Here is a 14215-nt window from a genome sequence, read left to right on the forward strand (position 1 = left end):
CATGATTCGATCGCCATCCTTCGCATTCGGCCTGGCCGCGCTGCTGGCTGCCGGCGTCGCCGCGGCCCAGGGCTATCCCGACAAGCCCATCACCTTCGTCGTGCCCTTCGCGGCTGGCAGCGCGACCGACCAGATCGCCCGCGCCTTGGGCACCGGCATCACGGCCGAGACGAAGCAGCCCGTGGTGATCGACAACAAGGCCGGTGCGAGCGGCTTCATCGCCGCGCAGCAGGTGGCCAAGGCTGCGGCCGACGGCTACACGGTGCTGATCACCACCAACACCACCCACGCGGCCAACGAGCACCTGTTCAAGAAGCTGCCCTACGACCCGGTCAAGGACTTCGCGCCGGTCGCGGCGCTCGGCAAGGGCGGCCAGATCATGGTGGTGAACCCGAATTCGCCCGTGAAGACGGTGGCGGAGTTCGTGGCGCTCGCGAAGAAGGAGCCGGGCAGGCTCAGCTTCGGCAGCGGCAGTTCCTCCAGCCGCATGGCCGGCGAGCTGCTGCAGCAGATGGCCGGCATCAAGCTGCTGCACGTGCCCTACAAGAGCAACCCGCTGGCGGTGACCGATCTGCTGGGCGGCCAGATCGACATGATGATCACCGACACCGCCACCGGACTGCCCCAGGTCAAGGCCGGCAAGCTGCGCGCGCTGGGCGTCTCGGGTGCGAAGCGATCGCCGCTGGCGCCGGAGCTGCCCACCATCGCCGAGGCCGGTGTCAAGGGCTACGAGATGGGCTACTGGTTCGCAGCCTACGCGCCGGCGAAAACGCCGCCGGCGGTCGTGAACCGGCTCAACGAGCTGTTGGTGAAGGCGGCGAAGAGCGAGGCCGCCAAGACCGCGTTCTACGACCCGAGCGGCACCGAGGTGTTCACCAGCACGCCGGAGGAACTCGCGAAGTTCCAGGCGGGCGAGTCGCAGAAGTGGGGCCGCATCGTGAAGGCGGCCGGCATCGAGGCTGAGTGATTTCGGCGACTTGTCGTTGCGCAGGACTTCGGTAAGACCTTGGGCTGCGCGCCCAGCGCGCTCGATTGGTGCGCTGCAGCACGAGATGCACGTTTGGGAGGCACCCCTGTGGGAAGCCCCGTCCTGCCACGCATCGGCGAGTTGCCCAAGCTCTTTTCCACAACGTTATTCACCGGCCCGGGGGATAAATCGCCCTCGTAAACGGGGGGGCGAAGGGGGTTGGAGACCTTCGACTTAACCACAAGCCGGACTAACAAATAAGTCATGCCATGGCAAGGCTGTTAGCGCCAAGTGACAGCCGCTTCGTGGTGCATGGCGGCGCCTGAGAACGCAGATGCAAATCTGACCAATTCTCGCCAAACCCCGTGGGTTGAAAGACTCTTCCTGGGATGCGCCTCGCTGGGCCAAGGACACCGAAGCGGCAGAACGCCCCTTCCGCGTCGCGCCCCACGACTGCGCCTGGCGGATCCCGGCGGCCACGCATCAAGGCCGCGGGCTCGGTGCATCGAGTGGCCGCAGCGACCCCAGCACGGTCGGCAGCAGCTCCGACACTGTCGGGTGGATGAAGACGGCGCGCTGCACGGTGTCGACGGGCTGCCGCGCATACATCAGCGTGAGCAGCGCGTGCACCGCTTCGTCGGCTTCCACGCCGAGCAGGGTGGCGCCGACCAGGTGCCGCGTCTCTGCGTCCACCAGCACGCGCAGGAAGCCTTGTTCTTCGCCCTTCTGCACCGCCCGGCCGACGCGTGACATCGGCAGCTCGCCGATCAGCGCCGGTCGGCCGCTGCGCAGCGCTTCGGTCACCGAGAGCCCGATGCGGGCCAGCGGCGGGTCGGTGTAGAGGGCATAGGCGGGGATGCGGTCGCTCACCCGCCGCGCGTCGCCGTCCAGCAGGTTGGCCGCGACGATCTCGAAATCGTTGTACGCCGTGTGCGTGAACGCGCCGCGGCCGTTGCAGTCACCCAGGGCCCAGATGCCCTCGACCGAGCTGCGCAACTGGTCGTCGACTTCGATGTAGCCGCGTTCGTCGCACTTCACGCCAACGTGTTCCAGGCCGAGGTCGTCGGTGTTCGGCCGCCGTCCGGTCGCGTTGAGCACGTGCGTGCACAGGAACTCGTCGTGATCGTCGCCGCAGCGCCAGCGAACCGCGATGCGCTGGCCTTCCTGGCGCAGTGCGAAGCACTCGGTACCGGTGCGGATCTCGACGCCTTCGCGTTCGAGAATGGCCTGCACGGCGGCCGCCACGTCGGCGTCCTCGCGCGGCACGATCTGCGCGCCGCGCTGCAGTACCGTCACGCGGGCGCCGAAGCGCCTGAACATCTGCGCGAACTCCAAGCCCACATAGCTGCCGCCGACAACGGCCAAATGCTCGGGCAGGCTGCTCAGCGCCAGGAGGGAGGAGTTGTTGAGCGTGCTCACGCCGTTGGCGATCTCGGGCGCCAGCTCGTTCGCCCGCCCGCCGACGTCGAGGAAGACGCGTTCGCTGTGCAGCACCCGGTCGCCCACGCGCACCCGGCCGGGCGCCTCGAAGCGGGCGTGGCCCAGGACGACCGTCACGCCCGCCATGCCGCGCAGCCATTTCTCCACGTTCTCGCTGGAGCGCCCGGAGATGCGGCTCTTGCGCGCCATCACCGCGGGAAAGTCGACCTCCGCCTCGCCGCGGATCGAGATGCCGTAGTCCGCGCTCCGCCGCAAGATCGCCGCCACGTGCGCGCTCGCCACCAGCGCCTTGGTCGGAATGCAGCCGGTGTTGACGCAGGTGCCGCCGAAGCGGTGGCGCTCGATCATCGCGGTACGCCAGCCGGCCTGCGACAGGCGGTTGGCCAGCGCGGGCCCGGCCTGTCCGCTGCCGATGACGATGGCATCGAAGGTCTCGTCCATGGGCATCTCCTTGGAAGCGGGCAGTGTCTCAGGCCGGCGGCGCCTTGTGGAGCATGTCGCGCCGTTTGATACAAACTCGTACGCTCTGATGCCATGTCGACGCACCTCCCCATGACCCCACCCACTCTTGTCCGGCCGGTCTCTCAGGACGATCAGGCCGCCTGGCGACCGCTCTGGGACGGCTACAACGCGTTCTACGGTCGCCGGGGCGAGACCGCGCTGGCCGAGCACATCACGCAGACGACCTGGCAACGCTTCCTCGATCCCGCGGAACCGATGTTCGCCCTGGTCGCGGAAGACCGCGGCAGCCTCGTCGGCCTGGCCCATGGCCTGCTCCATCGCAGCATGACGCGCATCGAGCCGGTCTGCTATCTCTCCGACCTGTTCACCCTCGAATCGCTGCGCGGCCGAGGCATCGGGCGGCTGTTGATCGAGGCGGTGTACGCGCAGGCGAAAGCGGCCGGTGCCTGGCGTGTCTATTGGCAGACGCAGGAATCCAATGCCGCTGGCCGGCTGCTCTACGACAAGGTCGCGCAGCACCACGGATTCATCGTCTACTCGAAGGAGCTGTGAACACCATGCAATTCGTCACCTGCACGCACGACGCCCATGCCGGCGCCATCCTCGACATCTTCAACGACGCCATCGTCCACTCGACTGCGCTCTACGACTACAAGCCGCGCACGGCAGAGAACATGGTCGGCTGGTTCAAGGCCAAGGAGGCCGGCAACTTCCCCGTGATCGGCGCCGTCGGCGAGCAGGGCGAATTGCTCGGCTTCGCGAGCTACGGCACCTTCCGCGCCTGGCCCGCTTACAAGTATTCGGTCGAGCATTCGGTCTACGTGCACAAGGACCATCGCGGCAAGGGCCTGGGCCTTCTGCTCATGCAGGCGCTGATCGCGGCGGCCCGCGCCCAGCAGCTCCACGTGATGGTCGGTGCCATCGACCTGGCCAACAAGGGCAGCATCGCCCTGCATCAGCGGCTGGGCTTCGAGCATGCCGGCACCATCCGGCAGGCTGGCTTCAAGTTCGGGCGCTGGCTGGACGTGGACTTCTGGCAGCTCGTGCTCGAGACGCCGGTGCAGCCGGTCGATGGCTGATCGCTTCAGGCCAACAGGGCCTTGACCAGGTCGAGCTGGCGGTCCGGCGCGTCGCTGCCCAGCTGCAGGTTGGCTTCGATGCGCGAGAGGTGGTCGGTCATGCAGGCCACCGCGGCCTCCACGTCGCCGCTGCGGCATACCCGCAGGAAGTCCGAGTGCTCGTCCGAGGAGCAATGCGGGTCGTTGGAGGAGTGGTAGAGCATCGCGATCAGCGAGCTGCGCGCCACCAGTTCCCGCACCAGCTCGGCCAGCGTGCGGTTGCCGGCGGCCTCGGCGAGCGCGACGTGGAAGTCGCCCAGGAGCTTCTCGCGTACCGTGCCGGTGGTCGTCGTGGCGCTGAGCGTGGTGCGCTCGAACTGGATGTGCTGCTCGAGCGACCGGTAGTCCGCGGGGCGGGCCTTGGCGACGAACAGGCGCACCACCTCGCTCTCGAGGATGCGGCGCACGCCGAAGACCTCGCGCGCTTCCTCCACGCTGGGCTTGCTGACGAAGGCGCCCTTGTCGGGGATCATCTCGATCAGCTTGTCCTTGGAGAGGGTGAGCAGCGCGGCGCGGATCTTGGTGCGGCTGACGGCGTAGACCCGGCCCAGCGCCTCCTCGCGCAGCCAGGTGCCGGGCGGCAGGCGCTTCTCGACGATGGCGGTGGCGATGTCCTGGGCGATGCTCTCGATGGTCGCGCTCTTGTCGGGCGCGGCGGCGCCGTCGGGTGGAGCCGCGAGGGGACTTGCGGTGGCTTTGGTGACGCGGGGCATGAGGCGATTGTGGACGGACTGTGCTGGCGTTGTGAACGGGGCGATCGCCGTCAGTCTGCGGAGACGTCGAAACCGAGTTGCTTCTGATGCGTGATGGCCAGCAGATGCACCATCGTCGGCTCACCTTCCGCGCCATCGACCACGAGATAGAGCACCACATGGTCGTCCATCACGTACTCGCGCACCTCGGCGGTTTCCCCCAGCGCCGAGAGCCGCTTCGCGATCCGCGCGGCTACGGCCTGCGCCTCCACGGACTCCACGTCCCTGCGCAAGAAAGGCCGGCCGATGCGCGGGTGCCGCTGGAGGATGGGGACCACCGTATCGCCAAGGGCCTCGAGCAGGCGGTCGTAGCCATGCGCACACTGGTTCTCGATCCAGAACGACTCGATGTCTTCGAGATTCAGCGCAAAGTTGTGTGCATAGCGAACGAGCGCCAGAGGCGCGTCTGCCTTGGCGCCGGCCATCTCAATCGCGGGCGCCGCGGATGCCGGCTTTGCGCTTGCGTTTCAATGCCGCCAGACCCTTTGCTGCATCGATGGTGTGCCCGGCCGCCACGTCAGCCAGGCCCTTCTCGACCTCGTCCAGCAGCAGCAGGTGGATCCGCGCGCGTTCCAGCCGATGGTAGTGATCGAGACGCCTGGCATCGATCACGGCGACGGCCGGCTCCCCATTCTTGGTGATGATCTTTTCGGCGCCGTTCTGCACTTCGAGCACCAGGTCCGACAGGTGAGTGCGGGCAACGGAAAAGGGGACGATGTCGCGAACAGAAACAGCCATGCAGCCTCCGATGATCGGGAAAATGCGCAATATTCAGCGCATTCTAGCGACCTCGGCGTGGCTGCTAGGCCGCGCGCTTCAGCGCCGGCGCCGCGGGCGGCAGCGTAAAGCCTTCCAACACCCCCGCCATCGGCTTCGGCAGAGGACTTGCCAGCTCGCCGCGCTTGCTGGTGGCCAGGCGCAGGTTCACCAGCGACTCGACCAGCTGCGTGCCGGCCGCCACGCCGTCGACCACCGGCACCCCCAGCACCTGCCCGATGTGGGCGCACAGGTCGGCCATGCCGGCGCAGCCGAGCACGATGGTGTCCGACCCGTCCTGCTCCAGCGCGCGCCGGCATTCGTCGACGATGCGCTCGCGCGCCTTGCTGCCCGGCGCCTCCAGCTCCAGCACCGGGATCTCGCAGGCCCGCACGTTGGCGCAGAAGCGATCCATGCCGTAGGCCTGCGCCAGGTGGCGCGCCTGGCCGATGGTGCGCGACAGCGTGGTCACCACGCTGAAGCGGGTGCCGACCAGGCTGGCGACGTGCATGGCCGCCTGTGCGATGCCGACCACCGGCCCGCGCGCCAGCTCGCGCGCCGCTTGCAGGCCGGGGTCGCCGAAGCAGGCGATGACATAGCCGTCGATGCCATCGCGCTCGCCGGCCGCGATTTCCTGCAGCAGCCCGGGCACCGCCAGCGCCTCGTCGTAGTGGCTCTCGATCGAGGCCGGCCCCATCGCCGGGCTGACCGCCACGATCTCGGTGCCGGGCCGCGCGACGGAGCGCGCGCAGGCACCGATCTTCTCGGTCATGCTCCAGGTGGTGTTGGGGTTGATGATCTTGATGCGCATGGCGGACTCGGTACTTCTTCAGTTCAGGATTTGCGGTTGAGGAGGGTGTAGATCACGAAGCCCAGGCCCATGCCGATGAACCAGGCATAGTTGGCAGCGCCGCGCCAGGCGGGGATCAGCACGCACAGGATCGGGATCAGCGCCGAGGGGATCATGGTCCACACGGCCTTCATGTTGTAGCCCTTGGTGTACCAGTAGCGGCCCTTGCTGCTGAGCGTGTAGAGGTCGTCGACCACCACGTGCTGCTTCTGCACCAGGTAGAAATCGGCGATCAGGATGCCGAACAGCGGGCCGATGAAGGAGCCCAGCACGTCCAGCGTGTAGTGGATGACCTCGGGGTTGTTGTAGAGGTTCCACGGCGTCAGGAAGATCGAGCCCACCGCGGCGATCATGCCGCCCGTGCGCCAGCTGATGTGCTGCGGCGCGACGTTGGAGAAGTCGAAGGCCGGCGAAACGAAGTTGGCCACGATGTTGATGCCGATGGTGGCGATCATGAAGGTCAGCGCGCCCAGCACGACCGCGGTGGTGCTGTCGATCTTGCCCACGGTGTGGACCGGGTCGGTGATCAGCTCGCCGAACACCGGCAGCGTGGCCGCGGTGGTGACGACGGTCAGCAGCGAGAAGAACACGAAGTTGATCGGCAGGCCCCAGAAGTTGCCCTTCTTCACCGCCTCGAAGCTCTTGCCGTAGCGCGAAAAGTCGCCGAAGTTGAGCATCGGGCCGCTGAAGTAGCTCACCACCAGCGCGATGGCCGACAGCATCACGGGCAGGGCGTCCCAGCCCTCGAACTTGACGCCGCCGAGGTTGAGGTCGATGTTGCTCCAGCCGGCCTTCCACACCAGCCAGCCGCACAGGATGGCCATCACCACGTACACGCCCGGGCCGGCCCAGTCGATGAACTTGCGGATGGCTTCCATGCCGTGCCAGAACACGAAGGCCTGCAGCACCCACATGACCATGAAGGCGACCCAGCCCAGCGTCGACAGGCCGGCGAAGCCGTGCAGCTTGACGTCAGCGTAAGGCGCCAGGTGGGGGAACAGGTGCAGCGCCAGCACCATGAAGGCGGCCGAGGCCAGGTAGGTCTGGATGCCGTACCAGGCCACCGCGATCAGGCCGCGGATGATCGCCGGGATGTTGGCGCCGCGCACGCCGAAGGAGGCGCGGCAGATCACGGGGTAGGGCGTGCCCGTCACCTGGCTGGGCTTGGCCACCAGGTTGCAGAAGAACTGCACGATGCAGATGCCCACCAGCAGCGCGACCAGCACCTGCCAGCTCGACAGGCCCAGTGCGAACAGGCTGCCCGCGGTGATGTAGCCGCCGACGCTGTGCACGTCGGACATCCAGAACGCAAAGATGTTGTATTGGCCCCAGGTCTGCTTCTTCAGGGGCGCGAGGTCCTCGTTGGTGAGGGCCGGGTCGTAGCCCGGCTTGATGACGGCGTTGGATTCGGCATGCGATGCGTGGCCCGGGGTGGGCAGGTCCACGCTGGCTTGGCTGACGGCGGTGTTCACGGGTTTGTCTCCTCGTGGCGGGTGGCGGGTTTCCGGACGGTATGTCCGGTTCGGTGATTGCACCCTATATTTGTATACAAAAAATGCGTGCAATCAAGCCCGAATCACGATCCGAAGATCGGGGTTTACCCGGGGAGGTGGTGGCGCCGGTTCAGGCGCCGCGGCGGCGTGCCTTCAGCGTTTCGGCGATCAGGAAGGCCAGTTCCAGGCTCTGCGAGCCGTTGAGGCGCGGGTCGCAGGCGGTGTGGTAGCGCTCGGACAAGGCGGCCTCGGTGAGGCCCTGGGCACCACCGGTGCATTCGGTGACGTCTTGCCCGGTCATCTCGAAATGCACGCCCCCCGCGTAGCTGCCGGCCGCTGCGTGCACGGCGAAGAAGCTGCGCACCTCCGCGAGGATCCGCCGGAAGTCGCGGGTCTTGTAGCCGGAGGCGGTGGTCACTGTGTTGCCGTGCATCGGGTCGCAGCACCACACCACGGTGCGCTGTGCCCGCTGCACGGTCTCGATCAGCGCGGGCAGCCGCTCGGCCAGCGTCTCGGCGCCCATGCGGGTGATCAGGACGATGCGGCCGGGTGCGTTGTCGGGGTCCAGGGCATCGAGCAGGCGCAGCACGTCCTCGCCTGTGGCGCTCGGACCGAGTTTGATCCCGAGCGGGTTGTCGATCCCCCGAAGGAACTCCACGTGCGCGCCGTCCAGCGCGCGCGTGCGCTCGCCCAGCCACAGCATGTGCGCGGACCCGCCGTAGCAGCGACCGGTGCTTTCGTCGCGGCGCGTCAGCGCCTCCTCGTAGTGCAGGTGCAAGGCCTCGTGCGAGGTGAAGAACTCCACTTCCTTGACCTGCGGCGTGCGGCGTGCATCGAAGCCGCAGGCCTCCATGAAGGCCAGGGCCTCGCCGATGCTCTGTGCCACGGCCTCGAAGCGCTCGCCCTGAGGGCTGCGGCGCACGAAGTCCGCGGTCCAGCGGTGCACCTCGTGCAGGTCCGCGAAGCCGCCCTGGGCCAGGGCGCGCAGCAGGTTGAGCGCGGCGGCCGAGTGCGAATAGGCGCGCAGCAGGCGCTGGGGGTCGGGCTCGCGCGCATCGGCGCTGAACTCGGCGCCATTGACGATGTCGCCGCGGTAGGAGGGCAGGGTGAGGGTGCCGTCGGACTCGACCTCGGAAGAGCGCGGCTTGGCGAACTGCCCCGCGATCCGCCCCACCTTGACCACCGGGCAGGCGGCCGCGAAGGTCAGCAACACCGCCATTTGAAGGATCACGCGGAAGGAGTCGCGCACCGCCTCGGTCCGCAGGTCCTCGAAGCTTTCGGCGCAGTCGCCGCCCTGCAGCAGGAAGGCATCGCCGTGCGCCACGTCGGCCAGGCGCTGGCGCAGCGTCGCCGCCTCGCCCGCGAAGATCAGCGGCGGCCAGCCCTGCAACTGGCGCAGCGCGCCGTCGAGCGCGCTCGCGTCCGCGTAGCGTGGCATCTGTGCCGCGGGGAACTGCCGCCAGCTTTGCGGCGACCAGGGCGCCCGGGGTTCGACCGTGTTCATCGCTGCGCCTTTCGTGCACGTTCGATGCGACGCAGGATAGCGCGGCGCATGCCACCGTGGCGCGCCGGCTTGATCAACAATCGCGCGATGGATGCCAGGAACGGGAACGTCGCCGAAGAGGCCCGCCTCGTGCGGGTGCGCGGCGTGGTGCAGGGCGTGGGCTTTCGTGAGAACTGCGTCCGCTACGCGCGCCGGCACGGCATCGCCGGCTGGGTGCGAAACCGACATGACGGCTCGGTCGAGGCCCTGCTGCAGGGCGCACCGCAGCAGCTCGCGCAGATGTGCGCCTGGCTGCGCGCCGGCGTTCCGGGGGCGCGGGTCGATGCGCTCGAGGTGGAGGCGGCGGGGGTGCCGTCGCCGCGGCTGGAAGGCTTCGGGCGGCTGCCGACGATGTAGGCGCGCGCAGCCCACCTCAGGCCGAAAAGCGCATCACTCCATCTTCCAGCGCCCCGAAGCGCAGGCTCAGCAGGTCCGCCACGTAGTTCTGGTTCAGCTTCCACGGCTTGTGCAGACCCTGCTTGGGCAGCGTGTCCAGCGCGCGCTCGAAGTAGCCCGAGGAAAAATCGGTCCAGGGCGCGAGGGGCATGGACGGGTCGTCCGTCTGCGGCACGCATTGGCGTGCGCCGGTGCGCCGCATGTGCCGCAGCAGGCGGCAGACGAAGATGGCGGCCAGATCCGCCTTCAGCGTCCAGGAGGCATTCGTGTAGCCGAAGACCGACACCAGGTTCGGCACGCCGGCGAACATCAGGCCCTTGTAGCTGAGCAGTTGGCCCGATGCGAGCCGGCGGCCGTCGACGCTGACCTCGAGTGCGTCGAGCGACTTGAGCTTCAGCCCGGTGGCGGTAACCACCAGGTCCGCCGGCAGCTCGGTGCCGCCCGCCAGCTTCAGGCCCGTCTCGGTGAAGCGATCGATGCGGTCGGTCACGATGCTCGCGCGGCCCGCGCGGATGGCCTTGAACAGGTCGCCGTCGGGCACCAGGCACAGGCGCTGCTCCCAGGGGTTGTAGCGGGGCGTGAAATGCGTGGCGACGTCGTAGTCGGGTCCGAGCTGGCGGCGCACCAGCTTGATCATCATCGACCGCGCAGCCTCCGGCCGGCCCCGGCACAGGCGGAAGACATACATGGCCAGCAGCACGTTCTTCCAGCGAGACATCGCATGACCTGCACGGGTTCCCGCGACGCGCTGCAGCCAGCGGGCCAGCGGGTCCGCGGACGGGCGGGACAGCATGTAGCTCGGTGAGCGCTGCAGCATGGTCACGTGAGCCGCGCGCTCGGCCAGCGCGGGCACCAGCGTCACCGCGGTGGCGCCGCTGCCGATCACGACCACCCGCTTCCCGTCGTACGCGATGTCTTCATCCCAGTGCTGGGGATGCGCGATGCGGCCCTTGAAATCCCCGCGGCCCGCGAACTCGGGCGTGTAGCCCTCCGCATCGTCGTAGTAGCCGACGCACATCAGCAGGAAGCTGCAGCGCAGGTGGAGCGGGCCTTGCCCCTCGCGCTCGATCTCCACCGTCCACGCGGCATCCTCGGAAGACCAGGCCGCGCGACGCAGGCGGTGGCCGTAGCGGATGCGCTGCTCGATGCCGTGCTCGCGCGCGGTGTCGCGCAGGTACTGCAGGATGGTGGGGCCGTCGGCGATGGCCTTGTCGCCGGTCCAGGGGCGGAAGGCATAGCCCAGCGTGTACATGTCGGAATCGGAGCGCACGCCGGGGTAGCGGAACAGGTCCCAGGTGCCGCCCAGCGACTGGCGCGCCTCGATGATCGCGACGCTGTGGCCGGGACACCGCCGCTGCAGGTGGCAGGCGGCCCCGATGCCGGACAGCCCGGCACCCACGATCAGCACATCGACGAACTCATCGGCCATGCGGCGACTCCGTGGCGCCGCGCCTCAGGCGTAGCGCTCGCGCGCGAGGCGCGCGCCTTCGGCCAGGGCCTGCAGCTTCTTCAACGCGATCTCGCGTTCCATCGGCGCCAGGCCGCAGTTGGTGCAGGGCAGGAGCCGGTCCCTGGGCACGTAGCGCAGCGCCTCGCCGATGGTGTCGGCGATCTGCTCGGGCGTCTCCACCGCATCGCTGGCGACGTCGATCACGCCGACCATCACGTCCTTGCCCTCCAGCAGCGCCATCAGCTGCGCCGGCACGTGCGAGTGGAAGCATTCGAGGCTCACCTGGTCGATGCGGCTCTTCGCGAGGGCCGGGAAGACCGCCTCGTACTGGCGCCATTCCTCGCCCAGCGAGGCCTTCCAGTCGATGTTGGCCTGGATGCCGTAGCCATAGCAGATGTGGATCGCCGTGGTGCAGCGCAGCCCCTGCGCGGCGCGCTCCAGCGCCCGCACGCCCCAGTCCGCGGCCTCCTTCATGTAGACGTTGAAGGCCGGCTCGTCGAACTGGATGACGTCGATGCCGTCGGCCTCCAGCGCCAGCGCCTCCTGGTTCAGCAGCTCGGCGAAGGCCATGGCGAGTGCGACGCGATCGCCGTAGTGCCGGTCGGCCACCGTGTCGACGATGGTCATCGGCCCCGGCAGCGTGAACTTGGTGCGGCGCTGCGTGTGGGCGCGCAGCAGGCGCGCCTCGGCCTCGTGCACGCGCCCCTTGAGCCGCAGCGGCCCGATCACCTGCGGCACCATCGCGTCGTAGCGGTTGTTGCGGATGCCCATCTTCACCCGGTGCTCGAAGTCGATGCCCTCGACCTGCTCCAGGAAGCCGTGGACGAAATGCTGGCGCGACTGCTCGCCGTCGCCGATCACGTCGAGGCCCGCGTCTTCCTGGGCCTTGATCCACAGCAGGGTGGCATCGGCCTTGGCCTGGGCAAGCTCGGCGCCTTCGAGCTTCCAGGCCGGCCAGAGCTTCTGCGTTTCGGCCAGCCAGGCGGGCTTGGGCAGGCTGCCTGCGATGGTGGCAGGGAAGAGGGGGCGCGGCATGGGGGCTCCTCGTGGACGGCGGAGGCCCGAGCGTAAACCCAACGCGCACCGGCTGCTCGTTGAACAGGCAATCCGGCCGCAGGCCTTGCAGGACAAGGCTTGTGCGAGTTGTTCCGGCGGTTGTCCACAAGCTTGTCCCCGGTTCGCGGGGACAGGTGACGCGGGTCCATCCGGGGCCGATGTCAGGCCATGGCGTCCTGTTGCAGCATCTTCAGCAGCACGGCCGCGCCGCACTGCTTCGACACGCTCTCCGGATCGAACACATGGTCCGCGACGAAGCGACCCTTGACATAGACAGGCGAGAAGCTCCAGAGATAGGGCGACGGCAGCCCGCGCCGGCGGTACCCGAAGCCGTTGAAGGCTTCCCAGCGAAACAGCATGCGCGCCACGCTCCAGTCGGTCTGGCCGACGTAGCCTTTCATGGCCAGGGCGTCGCGCGCACTGTCTTCCCATCGGAACGGCGGATTGCCGGACTGCGGCCGCCCGGCCGGAACATGGATCGTGCGTGCCGTGAGCGGGTCGCCGTTGTGCAGGTGGCCGTTGAAGTTCATGTTGGCTTCGAGCGCATGCATGATGCCGATGAAATGCCAAGGCATCCCCAGCTTCTCGCCCAGCGCACGGTAGCGTGGGGCGCTGGCCAGCAGCCGGGCCACCTGTTTCTGGACCGCGGCCGCGCGCTCGGGCCGCACCTGGCAGCGGTCGAAGTAGATGCGGTACTCCGCCGCGATGTCGGCAAAGTCCGTCGATTTCGCGATCGGGGGCAGTGGTGCGTCGGGCGACGAAGGCAGGATCGCCAGCGACTCGGCCTCGCTGTCCGTGGCGACCGGGGCGAGATGGACAGCGCCATCGAAGTTGGCAGTCACGGTGAACATGCCGTTGGGCTGCATCGTCCTGGTCACCGTGGCACCGATGGCCTGGAAGTCCGACGTCACTTGGTCGACTTCTTCGGCCGGCACGTCGCGCAGTATTTCCTGTGAGCTCATGGCATGTTCCTAGCGGTCGAGTCTGAAGAAGGCCGCCGCTTTCGCGCGCTCCTGGGCGAAGCTGGCGCCGCGGATGAAACTCACGACGCTCACGCGGATGCCCCGGTCGGCGAGATACTTCTCGAGTTCGCGGCGCCGCTCGACATCAACGCGACCGTTGGGAAAGACGAAATTGCGCAGCAGCATGCCGCTGTCGTCATTGCGAAAAGCCTCGTCGGAGGTGACCACTGTCACGGCGTTCGTGACGCTGGGCGGTTGGCCTTTCGATGGGTCTCCCTTGTCGACCGAAGGCTCGGCCTTCTTGACGGAGAGATTGACCTCCGCCTCGATATTGGACGGCACGCACAGGATGGCGTAGCTGCGGATCGCGCTCATGGCCGCCGGCCGGTTCCTGTAGCCGGGTTGAAGATTCTTGCGGTAGTTCTCTTGCAAGGTGCGGACCATGCTTCGCACAGACGAGGGGTCGAGGTCATACAGCAAGTTGCTGCTGAGGTTGTCCACGGTCGCGCCGGCCAATCCGAAGGCGATGGCCACGATGGATACGTCCCTGGCTGCGGATTTCGCCGCCGCCATCACGCCGGCCGCGGCCGCGCCGAGCAGGCCGATCTCCGACACCACGGTCCGCCTGTCGCGATTGAGGCGGAACAGCGCATGCATGTAGCTCTCGCACTTGCGATCTGCGTAGTCCATGCCGGCGGCAACGACCAGATCCCAATCTGTGTTTCCCGGCGCCGGGGCCGCTACCTGGGCTAGCAGGTACAGTTCCGCCAGCACCTGGTCCTGGGCCTTGCGATGCGCTTCCATCTCTCCCGGGACGAATTCCAACCCGGGGCCAGCCTCGAGCTGGGAGACATTGCGGTAGGTCGCGCAGCCCCCGGCCAGCAGACACAGAAGCCCCAGTACGAGCATGCGGGCGAATACGGAGGGGGACATGGCAGCCACTCGTTGCGTGCGACAGGGCGAAGCTACG

The 14215-nt window shown here is 68.0% G+C and carries 15 protein-coding genes; 4 read left to right on the forward strand and 11 right to left on the reverse strand.

Annotation, left to right across the window (positions count from 1 at the left end):
• Window position 1: 1 nt before the first annotated feature.
• A complete protein-coding gene (locus A8M77_RS20330; RefSeq protein ID WP_086923331.1) occupies window positions 2-967 on the forward strand; it encodes a Bug family tripartite tricarboxylate transporter substrate binding protein in 966 nt (321 codons plus the stop codon).
• A 483-nt stretch (window positions 968-1450) separates the two neighbouring features.
• Here the strand turns inward: A8M77_RS20330 and A8M77_RS20335 are convergent, their stop codons facing one another.
• Window positions 1451-2848 (reverse strand): FAD-containing oxidoreductase, encoded by a 1398-nt coding sequence (locus A8M77_RS20335; RefSeq protein WP_086923332.1) that lies wholly within the window; start codon window positions 2846-2848, stop codon window positions 1451-1453.
• A 111-nt stretch (window positions 2849-2959) separates the two neighbouring features.
• Here A8M77_RS20335 and A8M77_RS20340 point away from each other — a divergent pair, with 111 nt between their 5' ends.
• Both A8M77_RS20340 and A8M77_RS20345 read left to right on the forward strand, forming a co-directional pair.
• Window positions 2960-3421, forward strand: a complete 462-nt coding sequence (locus tag A8M77_RS20340; RefSeq protein WP_192871644.1) for a GNAT family N-acetyltransferase — start codon at window positions 2960-2962, stop codon at window positions 3419-3421.
• 5 nt (window positions 3422-3426) lie between these two features.
• Window positions 3427-3948: a GNAT family N-acetyltransferase gene (locus tag A8M77_RS20345; protein WP_086923408.1), complete on the forward strand. Its 522-nt coding sequence runs from the start codon at window positions 3427-3429 to the stop codon at window positions 3946-3948.
• A gap of 5 nt (window positions 3949-3953) precedes the next feature.
• Here the strand turns inward: A8M77_RS20345 and A8M77_RS20350 are convergent, their stop codons facing one another.
• The 6 genes from A8M77_RS20350 to A8M77_RS20375 all read right to left on the reverse strand — a co-directional run bounded on the left by A8M77_RS20350 (window position 3954) and on the right by A8M77_RS20375 (window position 9342).
• On the reverse strand, window positions 3954-4700 hold the full coding sequence (locus A8M77_RS20350; protein WP_086923334.1) for a GntR family transcriptional regulator: 747 nt from the start codon (window positions 4698-4700) through the stop codon (window positions 3954-3956).
• A 50-nt stretch (window positions 4701-4750) separates the two neighbouring features.
• Window positions 4751-5164, reverse strand: a complete 414-nt coding sequence (locus A8M77_RS20355) for a type II toxin-antitoxin system RelE/ParE family toxin (protein ID WP_086923335.1) — start codon at window positions 5162-5164, stop codon at window positions 4751-4753.
• Between the two features lies 1 nt (window position 5165).
• The gene (locus A8M77_RS20360) at window positions 5166-5477 is read right to left on the reverse strand and encodes a type II toxin-antitoxin system Phd/YefM family antitoxin (RefSeq protein WP_086923336.1); all 312 of its coding nucleotides are present in this window, start codon (window positions 5475-5477) and stop codon (window positions 5166-5168) included.
• Window positions 5478-5541: 64 nt separating this feature from the next.
• Window positions 5542-6306: an aspartate/glutamate racemase family protein gene (locus A8M77_RS20365; RefSeq protein WP_086923337.1), complete on the reverse strand. Its 765-nt coding sequence runs from the start codon at window positions 6304-6306 to the stop codon at window positions 5542-5544.
• 23 nt (window positions 6307-6329) lie between these two features.
• Complete coding sequence (locus A8M77_RS20370) at window positions 6330-7817, reverse strand: NCS1 family nucleobase:cation symporter-1 (RefSeq protein WP_086923338.1); 1488 nt, start codon at window positions 7815-7817, stop codon at window positions 6330-6332.
• Window positions 7818-7968: 151 nt separating this feature from the next.
• A complete protein-coding gene (locus A8M77_RS20375) occupies window positions 7969-9342 on the reverse strand; it encodes a class II 3-deoxy-7-phosphoheptulonate synthase (RefSeq protein ID WP_086923339.1) in 1374 nt (457 codons plus the stop codon).
• Between the two features lie 87 nt (window positions 9343-9429).
• On the opposite strand from A8M77_RS20375, the gene A8M77_RS20380 reads away from it, so the two are divergent.
• Window positions 9430-9738, forward strand: a complete 309-nt coding sequence (locus A8M77_RS20380; protein ID WP_192871647.1) for an acylphosphatase — start codon at window positions 9430-9432, stop codon at window positions 9736-9738.
• Window positions 9739-9754: 16 nt separating this feature from the next.
• Here the strand turns inward: A8M77_RS20380 and A8M77_RS20385 are convergent, their stop codons facing one another.
• From A8M77_RS20385 to A8M77_RS20400, 4 genes are all read right to left on the reverse strand, one after another.
• Window positions 9755-11206 carry a flavin-containing monooxygenase gene (locus A8M77_RS20385; protein WP_086923341.1) on the reverse strand — a complete coding sequence of 484 codons (1452 nt, stop codon included), beginning with the start codon at window positions 11204-11206 and terminating at the stop codon, window positions 9755-9757.
• Between the two features lie 24 nt (window positions 11207-11230).
• Window positions 11231-12262, reverse strand: coding sequence for a methionine synthase (locus A8M77_RS20390; RefSeq protein ID WP_086923342.1), 1032 nt, complete (start codon window positions 12260-12262; stop codon window positions 11231-11233).
• A gap of 182 nt (window positions 12263-12444) precedes the next feature.
• Complete coding sequence (locus A8M77_RS20395) at window positions 12445-13245, reverse strand: hypothetical protein (protein WP_086923343.1); 801 nt, start codon at window positions 13243-13245, stop codon at window positions 12445-12447.
• Between the two features lie 9 nt (window positions 13246-13254).
• Window positions 13255-14178 carry a hypothetical protein gene (locus A8M77_RS20400; RefSeq protein WP_143694681.1) on the reverse strand — a complete coding sequence of 308 codons (924 nt, stop codon included), beginning with the start codon at window positions 14176-14178 and terminating at the stop codon, window positions 13255-13257.
• Window positions 14179-14215 lie beyond the last annotated feature (37 nt).

Source organism: Variovorax sp. JS1663, assembly GCF_002157355.1.
Taxonomy (GTDB): Bacteria; Pseudomonadota; Gammaproteobacteria; order Burkholderiales; family Burkholderiaceae_C; genus Variovorax.